We start from the raw sequence: 12,339 nt of genomic DNA, 5'->3' as shown, positions 1-12,339 counted from the left end.
CCAACCTTGCCAAGGCAGTAAGCCAGTGTCAGGCGCAACAGGTCGCTCGCCGACCTGACGCCGCGCGGGCGCAGGAACGCCTTCGTCTCGCGGGCACTTCCTGCGATCAACTCTTCGCCGCCCAGAAGCTCAATCGTCTCGGCCCAGCCGTCATCAACAAGCGATTCGTGTGTCATCGCAGCGTAGAATCACACCCGATTCCGCAAGGCAATACCTATCTTAGCGCCTATGCCGTGAACGGGGCGAAGGAAGAGGCGCTAAGGCCGCCGAAACCCAGTCGGCCCGCCATAGAGATACCCAATCCGATCAACCGCATCCTTCAGCCCTTCGCGCGAGACCAGCATGGTGTGGCCGTTGGCGTGGATCATGGTCTCGGCGTCGGTCATAACGGCGACATGCCCCTTCCAGAACACGAGGTCACCGCGTTTTAGCCCGGCATAATCGGATCCCGGATCGAGCGGCTCGCCGAGGCCTGCCGCCTGCATGTCGGAATCTCGAAGCACATTGCGGCCGGCCATGCGCATGGCCAGTTGCACGAGGCCAGAACAGTCGATGCCGAAGCCGGAGGTGCCGCCCCAGAGATAGGGCGTGCCGATAAACATCTCGGCGACCGAGACATAGTCGGCGGCGATATCGCTGACGGGGCGCACATGGCCGGCGATCAGCGCCTCGCCGGAAGGCAACAGCGCATAGTGCGTGCCGCGCGTTTCGGCAGCGCCGGTTACCGTCACCGTCGAGCCCATTGACAATTGGCCGCTGATCGGGAAGCGCAGATCCGGGCCAGGATAGAGGAAGGTGCGCGGCGCCGTGACGATGTGGGTTGGCGCATGCTCGCGTGCGCCCAGCATGGTGGCGCCGACGTAGCCGACATAGCCGTCGCGTTCGGCCTGGACCCAGGCCCATCCCTCGGCTTCCTCGAAGACAAGCACATCGTCGCCGAACAGTACCTGCGTGTTGACGCCGGCATCCGGGCGCGGTGCCTTGCGCAGGTCAGCCACGGAGGCTGTGATCCGAGCCGGACGGCCGGTGACGAAGCGATCGGCCGAAACCTTCCCTTTCAGCCTTGCATCGGCGAGGTCGGAACGGAAGGCGTGGAGGCGGGCATCCCTGGCAGTCAAATCGGTACTCGTTCTAATTCAGCGATTGATCAGATGGGCAGTTCGTGGGCCCTGGCAACGATACCATCCCCGAAGCGCTCGACAAAGAGCGCGCCTTCGACCGTGCGCCGGATCAGCACATTGCGCTTGTCGAGCTCGTCGCGATGGCGTGACACCAGTTTCAGCGCACCCATAGTGTCGAGGGCGCGGGTGATGACCGGCTTGGTGACATTGAGGCGGGCTGCCAGGCCGCGCACCGTGTGCGGCGGCGGGTCGAGATAGATGGTGAACAGGATCGCCGTCTGGCGCATGGTGAGATCTGGCGCGCCGGCGCGCACCTGCGACAACATCACCTGCTGCCATAGTCGCATCGCCTGGCTCGGACGCATCGAAATCGACATCGCGCGAGCATGACGGAAAATTGTTTCGGTTCCGTTTCAGTTTAGAGGCAGTGTGCTTTGCTCACGACCCTAGGCATAGCGCCTCGAAATGACCCGCTCCAGTGCACGGATGCCTTGCGCCTCGCCGCCGGCGGGTCCGTAGGGGCGATCGGACGGGTTCCAGGCGAAGATGTCGAAATGCGCCCAGCCCGTTGTCCGTTCGACAAAGCGCTTGAGGAACAGCGCCGCGGTGACCGAGCCGGCGAAACCGTCCGTGGTGACGTTGTTGATGTCGGCGATCTTCGACGCCAGCCTGGCGTCATAGGGCCGCCACAACGGCATGCGCCACAACGGATCCTCGACGGCCACCGAGGCCGCAGCCAGTTCGGACGCCAGCGCTTCGTCGCCAGTGTAGAAAGGCGGCAGATCGGGACCGAGCGCGACACGCGCTGCCCCGGTCAGCGTCGCCATGTCGATCAGCAGTTCCGGCTCCTCGTCATCGGCCAGCGCCAGCGCATCGGCCAGCACCAGCCGCCCTTCGGCGTCGGTGTTGCCGATCTCGACGGTAATGCCCTTGCGGCTGGTCAGTACATCTCCAGGCCGGAAAGCGTTGCCGGCAATCGAATTCTCGACCGCCGGGATCAGGACGCGCAGCCGGATCTTCAGCCCGGCAGCCATGATCATCGAGGCCAGGCCCAGCACATTGGCGGCGCCGCCCATATCCTTCTTCATCAAGAGCATGCCCGACGACGGTTTGATGTCGAGGCCGCCAGTGTCGAAACAGACACCCTTGCCGACCAGCGTCACCTTCGGCGCGCCTTCCGGTCCCCAAACCATGTCGATCAGTCGCGGCGCTCCGACCGAGGCCCGGCCGACCGCATGGATCATCGGGAAATTCTGCTTCAGGAGATCATCCCCCTTGATCACCGACACCTCGGCCTTGTGAGTGGCCGCCAGGGTCCGCACGGCCTTCTCCAACTCGTCCGGTCCCATGTCGCTGGTCGGCGTGTTGACGAGGTCGCGCGCCAGGAAGACGCCGTCGGCGATGCGCCGGACGCGTCCTGCATCTACGCCGAGCGGCAGCGCAAAACGCAGCGTCTTGCCTGATTTCTTTCCGTAGCGAGTGAAGACGTAACCGCCGAGCACCAAGGCTATGGCCGCGAGTTCCGGCTCGGCTGGAGCGGCGGCAAAATGCCAGTCGCCTTCCGGCAAGGCTCTCGCCAGCATGCCGACCGCCAGCGCGCCCTCGCCATCACCGACGCCGAACAAGGCGCCGGCAAGGGAACCGTTGTCGCCGGGGACGGCGAGCGTCCTACCGGCTTCGCCGGAAAAGCCGTTGGCGGCCGCCCATGCGGTCATGGAAGGCGAAAGCCCCAAGGCCTCCAGTCCATCGCTCGCGACCAGATGGACCGGCAGGGCAGTGTTTAGTGTCTCGATGAGTTCGACGGGCATTCGATGGTCTCCGGGAGGCTTGCAGGTCGTCCTCAGTCAAGTGACAGGGACGTCGGATGATTTCAACATCTATGCACAGGGGCCGGCATGGGACTGCCAGGCCAAAGGCTTCCGGCGGGCCGTTCACCGATCCGACGGCTCACTTTTTAACTGTCCGTTAGGGTTAACAGAATATTTCTGCGGGGATGAAGATGGCCACGTGAATGGCCACGCGCAGGAATGGAGAGCCCCGTGCCGATGCCCACCAACCGCAGGATGAACGTCACGGGCAAACGGTTGGTCACCACGGCACTGCTGATGGCGCTGGCGGCCGGTGTTGCCGGGTGCGGAACCAGCAAGCTCACGACCGGCTCGATCGGGCGCACCAGCGGCAAACCGCTGGAAACCATGTCGGCCAGCGAGTTGCACGGGGCGACCGGGCGGCTGGGCGAATCCTACGCAAAGAACCCCAACGACAAGCGGCTGGCGACAAATTTTGCGGCGGCGCTCCAGATGGACGGCGATGCCGACCAGTCGCTTGCCGTGATGCGCAAGCTGGCGATCGCCTACCCCAAGGATCGCGACGTGCTTGCCGCCTACGGCAAGGCGCTGGCCGCCAACGGCCAGTTCGAGCCGGCGCTCGACGCCGTGCGCCGGGCGCAGACGCCGGAATATCCGGACTGGCGGCTGATGTCGGCCGAGGCCGCCATTCTCGACCAGCTTGGCCAGAAGGATGAAGCGCGCCAGAACTACCGCAAAGCGCTGGACCTAAAGCCGAACGAACCCTCGATCCTTTCCAATCTCGGTATGTCCTATGTGCTGGAAGGCGATCTGCGCACCGCCGAGACCTATATGCGCTCGGCAGCCCAGCAACCGAATGCCGACAGCCGGGTGCGCCAGAACCTTGCGCTGGTCGTGGGACTGCAGGGCCGCTTCGACGAGGCCGAGAAGATCGCGTCGCAGGAGCTTTCACCCGAACAGGCGCAAGCCAATGTAGCCTATCTTCGCCAGATGCTTGCCCAGCAGAACGCCTGGAGTCAGCTCAAGGATCAGGACAAGGCAAAGCCGGCGACCAACTGAGCGCCGCATGGGCGCCGGCTCCGCACAGCGCAAAATCCGTCCACATCTCAAAGCTGAAAACAAGAGCCGCACTGCATTGGCAGTGCGGCTCTTTTGTATGGCTGCAACGAGGCCTACTGGCTTGAGGAATTGTGCTGGTCGCCGAAGATGCCGCGCTGACTGACCTGAATGCCGGCTGGGCCCAGAATGATAGCGAACAAAACCGGCAGGAAGAACAGGATCATCGGCACGGTAAGCTTCGGCGGCAGGGCGGCGGCCTTCTTCTCGGCGGCATTCATGCGCATGTCACGGCTTTCCGAGGCCAGCACGCGCAATGCGTGCGCCACGGGTGTGCCGTAGCGTTCGGCCTGGACCAGCGCCTGGGACACTGACTTCACCGACTCCAGGCCGGTACGAGCCGAGAGGTTTTCATAAGCCTGCTTGCGCTCCTGCAGATAAGAGAGTTCGGCGTTGGTCAGCACGAATTCCTCCGCCAGCGCCACCGACTGCGAACCGATCTCCTCGGAGACCTTGCGCAAGGCGGCCTCGACCGACATGCCCGATTCGACGCAGATCAGCATCAGGTCGAGCGCATCCGGCCACGCCGCCTGGATCGACTGCTTGCGCTTGGCGGCACGATTGTTGACGTAAAGGATCGGCGCGTAGAAACCGGCGTAGGCGACAAGGATGCAGACGAACAGTTTCACGAAGGCCGGCCGGTCAGGCAGTCCGCCGAGCACGAACAGATAGATCGCTGCCAGCGCGAAACCGACAAAAGGCAGGATCAGGCGGAAGAACAGGAAGCGGGTCAGCGGGTTCTGGCCACGAAAGCCCGCCACCTTGAGCTTCTGCAACGTGCCTTCATCGGCCAACGCACGCCGCAGGTCCAGCCTGTCGACGATGTTGCGCATGCCGATCGACTGCTCTTCGCGCAGCCCCTTGCGGCGACGATCGGCTTCATTGGCAAGCCGCGCGCGCTGCTTGGCGCGCAATTCGTCACGCTCCAGCGCCACCGATCTCATGCGAGTCTTGAGCTGATTGCCACCAAGGGCCGGCAGCACCGTGAAGACGGTCGCGAACACCGCAATGCCAACCAGCAACGCTATCAGGAAGGCAGGATCGGTCAGCGATTTTACGACTTGGTCGGTCATTCGTTTTCAGTCTTTTCGTTTCGAGCTTTCCAAGGTCGGCCTAAACTTCAAAGTTCATCATCTTGCGCATCACCAGAATGCCGATCGACATCCAGACGCCGGAACAGCCGAGGATCAGATTGCCGGTGCTGGTGGTGAACAGCGGCATGATGTAGTTCGGGCTCGACAGATAGACGAGAAGGGCGACGACAAAAGGCAGCGCGCCGATGATGACGGCCGACGCCTTGGCTTCCATGGAAAGCGCCTGGACCTTGGCCTTCATCTTCTTGCGATCGCGAAGCACGCGCGACAGGTTGCCAAGCGCCTCGGAGAGATTACCGCCGGCCTGTGACTGGATCTGGATAACGATGCCGAAGAAGCTTGCCTCGCTGCACGGCATGGTTTCAGCCATGCGCAAGGTGGCATCGGGGATGGACATGCCAATCTGCTGTGAATCGACGATCCGGCGGAACTCGGTCTTGACCGGCTCCGGCGATTCACTGGCGATCAGGCGAATGGCGTCGTTGAGCGGCAGGCCGGATTTGACGGCGCGCACGATGATGTCGAGGGCGTTGGGAAATTCGTTGAGGAACGCCTTGACCCGGCGCGCGCGGCGAAACGAGACGAACCAGCGCGGCAGGCCGAGCGCCCCCGCCAGCAGCGCGCCCGGCAGGACCAGAAGCGGCGCGCCGGCGAGATAGGCAAGCACCGTCAGCGCGATGCCGCAAATGACGGAGTAGATATAGAAACGCTCGATCGAGACCTGCATGCCGGCCTGACGAATCTGGGCCTTTAACGGTGGCTTCTTGACGGCGAGTTCGTTGGTTTTCTGCTTTTCGTCGAGCAGTTTCAGCGTGTCCTGGACAGATTTACGCCGCTTGACCGCCTCCGCGACACGGTCGCGCGAAGCCTTGACGACCGAACGATCGGTCTCGGCGGCCTTGATCGTCTCGAGCCGCTTGCCGGCCTGCTTCTCGTTGCTCATCTTGGTGAACAGGAAGGCATAGGCGACCGCACCAGCGCTGAAGCCGGCGAGCACGATGAACGCCATTACGGTGGTGTCAATTCCGAACATCGACCTCGGTCCCCAGCGCATATCGCCGTTTCAAGGAAACGGCGATATGCGCTATCGCTTTGTTTTGACGCAATCCCCAAGGGAAAGCGCTACGCGCTTTTCCCGGGAAAACCGCTTCACACTTTTCCTGGAATTGCTTCCAACCTCGATATGCGTCAGTCAGCGCGTTTCTCCATCGATTCCAGCGCATTGGCGAGGCGCTGTTCCTCGCCATAGTAGCGGGCGCGATCCCAGAAATGCGGACGGCCGATGCCGGTCGACACGTGCTCGCCAAGCAGCCTTCCATTCGAGTCCTCGCCCTTGATGTTGTAGAGCACGATATCCTGCGTGATGATGACGTCGCCTTCCATGCCGATCACCTCGGTGATGTGGGTGATGCGGCGCGAGCCGTCGCGAAGGCGTGCTGCCTGGATGATGACATCGATGGAGCCGACGACGATTTCACGCACGGTCTTCTGCGGCAGCGAATAGCCGCCCATGGCGATCATCGATTCGATACGGTTCAGGCATTCGCGCGGGCTGTTGGAGTGGATCGTTCCCATCGACCCGTCATGGCCGGTGTTCATCGCCTGCAGCAGGTCGAAAACCTCCGGTCCGCGCACTTCGCCGACGATGATGCGTTCGGGCCGCATGCGCAGGCAGTTCTTGACCAGGTCGCGCATGGTCACCTCGCCTTCGCCCTCGAGATTGGGCGGGCGGGTTTCGAGACGCACCACGTGCGGCTGCTGCAGTTGCAGCTCGGCCGAGTCCTCGCAGGTGATGACGCGTTCCTCGCGGTCGATATAGTTGGTCAGGCAGTTGAGCAGCGTCGTCTTGCCAGAGCCGGTACCGCCGGAGATGACGATGTTGCAGCGGACGCGGCCGATGATCTTGAGGATCTCGGCGCCCTGCGGCGAGATGGCGCCGAACTTGACCAGCTGATCGAGCGTCAGCTTGTCCTTCTTGAACTTGCGGATGGTGAGCGCGGTGCCGTCGATGGAGAGCGGCGGGGCGATGACGTTGACGCGGGAGCCGTCGGGTAGGCGGGCGTCGCAGATCGGACTCGATTCGTCGACGCGGCGGCCAACCTGGCTGACGATGCGCTGGCAGATGTTGAGCAGCTGCTGATTGTCGCGGAAGCGGATGCCGGTCTGTTCGACCTTGCCATTGACTTCGATGTAGACGTTCTTGGAGCCGTTGACCATGATGTCGGCGATATCGTCGCGGGCGAGCAGCGGCTCCAGCGGGCCGTAGCCCAGCACATCGTTGCAGATGTCCTCGAGCAACTCTTCCTGCTCGGCGATCGACATTGCGAAATTTTTGATGGCGATGATGTCGTTGACGATGTCGCGGATTTCCTCGCGCGCGCTCTCGGGATCGAGCTTGGCGAGTTGCGACAGGTCAATGGTGTCGATGAGCGCGGAGAAGACCTGGCTCTTGGTGTCGTAGTAGGTTTCACTTTTTTCGCGCTGGATCTTTTTTGGCGGCTCCGGCGCCATCGATGGCGCCTCAACGGCACGGCGAGTTGGCGGGGTTCCCGGCGCTCCAGGCGGCGCTGCCGCGGGCCGGGCAAGTACCGCCATGTCCGCAGGCGTTGCAGTGGCCGGCGCCGCTGGCGCCGGTGCTGGCTGACGGAACTCCGGGGTGAACCGGCCGCCGTCGTCGGAGCCTCTTTTACCAAACATGATCGACTACCAATTCCGTCCAGAACATGATGCCGAAGCGGTTTTCGGACGACATCATGCTCTACTTCTTGATTTGGAGGGGAGCGTCATTTCTTGTTACGCGAGAGCTTGCCGAGCAGGCCGCCAAGGCCTGCCTTCTTCCTGGCCTTGATTTCGCTGCGACCGGTCAGGACATGCGCGATTTCGTTGATCATGCCGACGACCGGGCTCCTGGCATCCATCTCGCCCAGCATGCGGCCGTTGTTGGCGGCATTTCCAAACAACAACGGGTCGAAGGCGATGACCGACATCGGCGTGAGGCTGAGCGGTTCGGCGAAGTCGGAAGCGGATATCTCGGGTCGCTTCGGTACGCCGGCCTGGTTGATGATCAGTTTCGGCGGCGGATCGTTCGGGCGAAGCCGCGTCAGCATATCGACCAGGTTCTTGGTGTTGCGCAGATTGGCCAGTTCCGGCGTCGCCGTGATGACGATCTCGTCAGCCTTGATCAGTGTGTTCTTGGTCCAGCCAGTCCAGACATGAGGAACGTCGAGCACCAGCAGCGGCACACTGCGCTGCGCGGTGTCGATGAGTTGCGTGAAGGCATCGGGATCGAAATCATAGACACGTTCGAGGGTGGAGGGCGCGGCGAGCAGCGACAGATGTTCGGCGCACTGGGCAAGCAGACGGTCGAGATAGACCTCGTCAACTCGTTCGGGCGAAAATACGGCTTCGGCGATGCCTTGCGCAGGGTCCTGGTCGAAATTTATGTTGGCCGTCCCGAAAGCCAGGTCGAGATCGGCGACGACCACTTCCGACTTGAACAGCGATGACATCGCCCACGCTACATTGTGGGCGATGGTCGAGGAGCCGACGCCGCCCTTGGCGCCGATGAAGGCGATCGAGCGGCCGATCGGCTCGGCTTCCGGATCGACGAAGATCGATGAAACCACGGAGACGATATCGGCCATCGACACCGGCGCGATGACATATTCGGAAATACCGAAGCGGATGAGTTCGCGGTAAAGACCGACATCGTTGTAGTGGCCGATCACCACGACTTTCGAGGAGGGATCGCAATATTCGGAAAGCTGGGCAAGCTGCTCCAGCAACTGCTTCGGTTCGCTGCGCGATTCCAGCAGGATCAGGTTCGGCGTCGGCGCCGACTGGTAGAATTCGATCGCCGTGGCGATGCCGCCCATATGCACTTTCAGATGCGCCTTGGCCATGCGGCGATCCTCGCCGGCCCGCTCCACCGGATGCGCGACACCTTCCGTCTCGCAAAATGCCTGGATCGAAATACGCGGCACCGGCCGCAGCGCCTGCATCGCGGCAATATCCGATTGCGAGCTGTCGCCGCCGTCTCCGGGCGTGTCGTAGGCAAGATTGCTCATCGTCATGCTCTTTTCCGTGACTTCTCTTTCCGGTCTCTACGCGGGGCCGGCGCTCCTAATACGTCACTTCCGAATTGCCGAGGAACTCGTCCGAAATACCTCTGCCGCGATAGACGTCGATCACCGCGCCGCGGTTCTCGGCGTCGATATCGGACGACTTTCTTGGCCCGAGCAGATCGGCCGGATTGGCGAGTTGCGCGGCGAGGTTGTTTTGAGAGGAGCAGCCGTAATCGGCGTAGTGCTTGTTTTCGGAGGTTGCGAGGATGTCTTCGGGCCAGCGCCCGCATTTGTCGGTCTGGGCTCTCACCGAAATATAGGAAACGCGGATAGGCGCCGAGGCTTCCGGGGAAACCGACTGGTAGGAGGTCACCACGATCCGGTTTCGCTTGATGCCGCTGGCAACCGCCAGCCTGGCGAAATCGCGCGCCGCGGCAGTCGCCGCCACCTCATTGGCCGAGCCGATCGGGGTTGCGATCGTCAGCGCCGGGGCAGCGCTCCTGTCGTAGCCGTCAAGGAAGCCTAGAAGCGTGTCGCGCTGCGAGCCGGTCATGCCGCGATCGCCGGCGCCGACCGGGAGGTCCAGCTTCTGGTTCTTCTCGGCAATCACGATCGGATGCGTGGTGCGATAATCATCGGGAATCGCCCCGACCGTGATGCTGTCGCGCTTGGCACAACCGGCGAGCGAGGCCGCGATCGCGATCGCCAGGATCGGCATTGCCGATCGGCTGATCCGCGCACCACCGGACCGCACTGTCGTGGCGACCGCTATGGCCTTCGATGCTGACTGAGACATGTCCGCTCCCCGCTTACTTGTAGATGAAGCCGACAACGCCGTGGTAGCGGCCGTTGGGCTTGTCGGTCTGCATGGTGCCGTAGACGCGGTTGACGCGGCCAAGGAACATGGCCGGGCCATCGCCGGCGGCGTTGAAATTGTCGTCCGGCTTGGCCAGGTCGTTGCGCGCCACCGGCCGCGCCAGATAGGGCGTGATGATGATGACCAGCTCGCTTTCGTTGCGGACGAAATCGCGGCTGCGGAACAGCGTGCCGAGCACCGGGATCTTGGTCAGTCCGGGCAAGCCGTTTACGGCCTGCCTGACGTCGTCGCGGACGAGGCCGGCTATCATCATCGATCCACCCGAAGGCAGTTCCACGGTCGTGTCGGCCAAACGTTTACGCAGCGATATGATATTGGTGTCTCCGAAAGAGACCGCGCCTTCGGTGGTCGGTTCGGAAACCGACGTCCTGACCTTCAGGCTGATGCGACCGGGCGACAGCACCACAGGCTGAAATTCCAGGCCGATGCCGTATTCGATTTTCTGAGCCGTCCAAACCCTGTCGGCATTCTGATTGGCGTCCGACTTGGCGTTTGTAACGGCGCTGACCATATTGTACTCGCCGCCGACCCTGAAGGTCGCCTTCTCGCCGGAGACGGCCGTCAAAGTAGGCTCGGCCAGCGTTTTCATGACGCCGGACTGCTCCATCGCAGTGATGTAGCCCTGCAGAGCCGAGGTGGCGAAATTGACCCCCGAACTCGACAACGGCTTGCCTAGGCCGGGGAAGGTGTCACTGGTCGCATTGAAGCTGATGCCGTTGGAGCTGCCTTTGCCAACCATGTTGACGCCGAGCTGCTTCATCACCGAGCGGCTGACTTCGGCCACGGTCACTTTCAGCGTCACCTGGTCGTCGCCGATGATCTGCAGCAGGTTGACGATCTTCGACACCCGGCGTGCGGCATCCGGATTGTCGATGTCGACGCCGCCATTGGCGGAACCGCCGGCCGCAGTCTGCGAATACTGGCCGGTTGTCGCTTCACCGCCGGACACGAAGATGGTTGCCAGGTCGACGGCGCGCTTGGCGTCGAGCGGCGTGTCCACCGTCCCGGTCAGGACGACGTTGTCGTTCAGCAACTCGACCTTGATCTCGGCATTCGGAAGGAAGCGCTTGAGGTAGTCTTCCAATCCGGCGACGTCGCGTTCAACGGCCAGATCCAGGCTGGCAATCTGCTCGCCATTGGGACCGAAGACGAAGATGTTGGTTTCGCCCACCGACTTGCCGAACAGATAGATCCGCCTTGCCGTACGGGTCACGGCATCGGCGACCGCGGGGTTGGCGACCAGGATGTCGTAGGCGTCGCTCGGCAGGTCGATGACCACCGATTTGTTGAGGCCAAGCTTGACACGTTGCGTAGCCGTCGAGGCCGTGACCCCGACGCTCTTTGCGGCGGCCTTGGCGTCGACGAGGCCACTTGCATGGGCTCCGAGAAAAAGCAGGCCGATGGCCGCAGCCATGGTGACCGGCAGTCTAGCGACTAACCTCATTTCCTTGCCCCTACTTCGGAAACTTCGCCCGATTTGATCAACCGCACCGTTCCGCGCCGCCCATTGCCGGAAACGAGGTAGTCGGCTTCATCGGTACCCTTTTCCTTGTTGTCGGTGATCGAGCGCAGCGCCAGCGTCAGGCGATCGGCCATCTGCTGGGCGACGGTGATGATCTCGGCCTGCTGCGGCGTCAGCTCCAGCGTCGCCGTCTGTCCGACCCTGGTCTTCTTGCCTTCCTCGTCCTCCTGGATGGTCTGATCGATCGCCAGGACGCGGATGTTCTTGAGGATGGTCTCGGTGGTGAATCCGCTACCGGCGTTGCCGGTGTCGGATCTGCGGGTCATGATGACGTCGACAAAATCGTTAGGCAGGATAAAGCCGCCTGCCGACGTGTCGGCCGAGATCGCGGTGGCGACGGCACGCATGCCGGTGGGCAGGATCGAAGACATGAAGCTCTGCCCCTCGCCGATCAGCTTGGAGCGCCGCAGCGGCTCACCGGTGTACATCGCCATGCGGGCGACGGAGCCCTTCAGCTTCTCCCGCGCTTCGGGTTCGGCGGCACGGGTGATGAAATTCGCATTGATGCCATCGGACGGCCAGGACTCCCAGCTGAGATTGTTCTCAAGCGGGCTTCCCATCGGCACGTCGCCGGAAAGCACGAGCACATCCTGCAAGGCGATGGCCGGCGCCTGCGGGGCATCGACGACGACCTGCTGGGGCGGGACCGCCACCATATTCTTGGCAACATAACCTGCACCACCCGCCGCGGCCACCGCCACGCCCAGAATGATCAGTCGGGATGCTGGCATCTGTCC

The 12,339-nt window shown here is 62.7% G+C and carries 11 protein-coding genes; 1 reads left to right on the top strand and 10 read right to left on the bottom strand.

Annotated features, from left to right (window positions below):
- Positions 1-257 precede the first annotated feature (257 nt).
- From NKI37_RS29025 to NKI37_RS29015, 3 genes are all read right to left on the bottom strand, one after another.
- Positions 258-1,118: a C40 family peptidase gene (locus tag NKI37_RS29025; RefSeq protein WP_023831958.1), complete on the bottom strand. Its 861-nt coding sequence runs from the start codon at positions 1,116-1,118 to the stop codon at positions 258-260.
- Positions 1,119-1,147: 29 nt separating this feature from the next.
- Complete coding sequence (locus tag NKI37_RS29020) at positions 1,148-1,498, bottom strand: MarR family winged helix-turn-helix transcriptional regulator (protein WP_023669596.1); 351 nt, start codon at positions 1,496-1,498, stop codon at positions 1,148-1,150.
- Positions 1,499-1,567: 69 nt separating this feature from the next.
- Positions 1,568-2,929 (bottom strand): leucyl aminopeptidase family protein, encoded by a 1,362-nt coding sequence (locus NKI37_RS29015; RefSeq protein ID WP_023726845.1) that lies wholly within the window; start codon positions 2,927-2,929, stop codon positions 1,568-1,570.
- Between the two features lie 237 nt (positions 2,930-3,166).
- On the opposite strand from NKI37_RS29015, the gene NKI37_RS29010 reads away from it, so the two are divergent.
- The gene (locus tag NKI37_RS29010; RefSeq protein ID WP_023669594.1) at positions 3,167-3,988 is read left to right on the top strand and encodes a tetratricopeptide repeat protein; all 822 of its coding nucleotides are present in this window, start codon (positions 3,167-3,169) and stop codon (positions 3,986-3,988) included.
- A 113-nt stretch (positions 3,989-4,101) separates the two neighbouring features.
- Here the strand turns inward: NKI37_RS29010 and NKI37_RS29005 are convergent, their stop codons facing one another.
- From NKI37_RS29005 to cpaB, 7 genes are all read right to left on the bottom strand, one after another.
- Complete coding sequence (locus NKI37_RS29005) at positions 4,102-5,118, bottom strand: type II secretion system F family protein (protein WP_023696714.1); 1,017 nt, start codon at positions 5,116-5,118, stop codon at positions 4,102-4,104.
- A 40-nt stretch (positions 5,119-5,158) separates the two neighbouring features.
- Entirely contained in the window at positions 5,159-6,172 is a 1,014-nt protein-coding gene (locus NKI37_RS29000) for a type II secretion system F family protein (RefSeq protein ID WP_023831957.1), read from the bottom strand.
- Between the two features lie 155 nt (positions 6,173-6,327).
- Positions 6,328-7,836: a TadA family conjugal transfer-associated ATPase gene (locus NKI37_RS28995; RefSeq protein WP_023688717.1), complete on the bottom strand. Its 1,509-nt coding sequence runs from the start codon at positions 7,834-7,836 to the stop codon at positions 6,328-6,330.
- 86 nt (positions 7,837-7,922) lie between these two features.
- Positions 7,923-9,206, bottom strand: coding sequence for a CpaE/TadZ family protein (locus tag NKI37_RS28990; protein ID WP_023726846.1), 1,284 nt, complete (start codon positions 9,204-9,206; stop codon positions 7,923-7,925).
- A 55-nt stretch (positions 9,207-9,261) separates the two neighbouring features.
- Entirely contained in the window at positions 9,262-9,999 is a 738-nt protein-coding gene (locus NKI37_RS28985; RefSeq protein ID WP_023696716.1) for a CpaD family pilus assembly protein, read from the bottom strand.
- Positions 10,000-10,012: 13 nt separating this feature from the next.
- Positions 10,013-11,524: a type II and III secretion system protein family protein gene (locus NKI37_RS28980; RefSeq protein WP_023692563.1), complete on the bottom strand. Its 1,512-nt coding sequence runs from the start codon at positions 11,522-11,524 to the stop codon at positions 10,013-10,015.
- On the bottom strand, positions 11,521-12,333 hold the full coding sequence (cpaB, locus tag NKI37_RS28975; RefSeq protein ID WP_023688721.1) for a Flp pilus assembly protein CpaB: 813 nt from the start codon (positions 12,331-12,333) through the stop codon (positions 11,521-11,523). The genes NKI37_RS28980 and cpaB overlap by 4 nt, the downstream gene beginning before the upstream one ends.
- Between the last annotated feature and the right edge of the window lie 6 nt (positions 12,334-12,339).

This window comes from Mesorhizobium sp. M0626 (assembly GCF_040320665.1).
In the GTDB taxonomy this organism is placed as follows: Bacteria; Pseudomonadota; Alphaproteobacteria; order Rhizobiales; family Rhizobiaceae; genus Mesorhizobium.
Note: the sequence above shows the minus strand (reverse complement) of the source record. Positions and strands in the feature narration are given on the sequence as shown.

What these genes read in the sequence shown, in the direction of transcription:
- NKI37_RS29020 (WP_023669596.1), bottom strand. Translation starts at nt 1,498, where the DNA reads ATGTCGATTTCGATGCGTCCGAGCCAGGCGATGCGACTATGGCAGCAG.
- NKI37_RS29015 (WP_023726845.1), bottom strand. Translation starts at nt 2,929, where the DNA reads ATGCCCGTCGAACTCATCGAGACACTAAACACTGCCCTGCCGGTCCAT.
- NKI37_RS29010 (WP_023669594.1), top strand. Translation starts at nt 3,167, where the DNA reads ATGCCCACCAACCGCAGGATGAACGTCACGGGCAAACGGTTGGTCACC.
- NKI37_RS29005 (WP_023696714.1), bottom strand. Translation starts at nt 5,118, where the DNA reads ATGACCGACCAAGTCGTAAAATCGCTGACCGATCCTGCCTTCCTGATA.
- NKI37_RS29000 (WP_023831957.1), bottom strand. Translation starts at nt 6,172, where the DNA reads ATGTTCGGAATTGACACCACCGTAATGGCGTTCATCGTGCTCGCCGGC.
- NKI37_RS28995 (WP_023688717.1), bottom strand. Translation starts at nt 7,836, where the DNA reads ATGTTTGGTAAAAGAGGCTCCGACGACGGCGGCCGGTTCACCCCGGAG.
- NKI37_RS28990 (WP_023726846.1), bottom strand. Translation starts at nt 9,206, where the DNA reads ATGAGCAATCTTGCCTACGACACGCCCGGAGACGGCGGCGACAGCTCG.
- NKI37_RS28985 (WP_023696716.1), bottom strand. Translation starts at nt 9,999, where the DNA reads ATGTCTCAGTCAGCATCGAAGGCCATAGCGGTCGCCACGACAGTGCGG.
- NKI37_RS28980 (WP_023692563.1), bottom strand. Translation starts at nt 11,524, where the DNA reads ATGAGGTTAGTCGCTAGACTGCCGGTCACCATGGCTGCGGCCATCGGC.
- cpaB (WP_023688721.1), bottom strand. Translation starts at nt 12,333, where the DNA reads ATGCCAGCATCCCGACTGATCATTCTGGGCGTGGCGGTGGCCGCGGCG.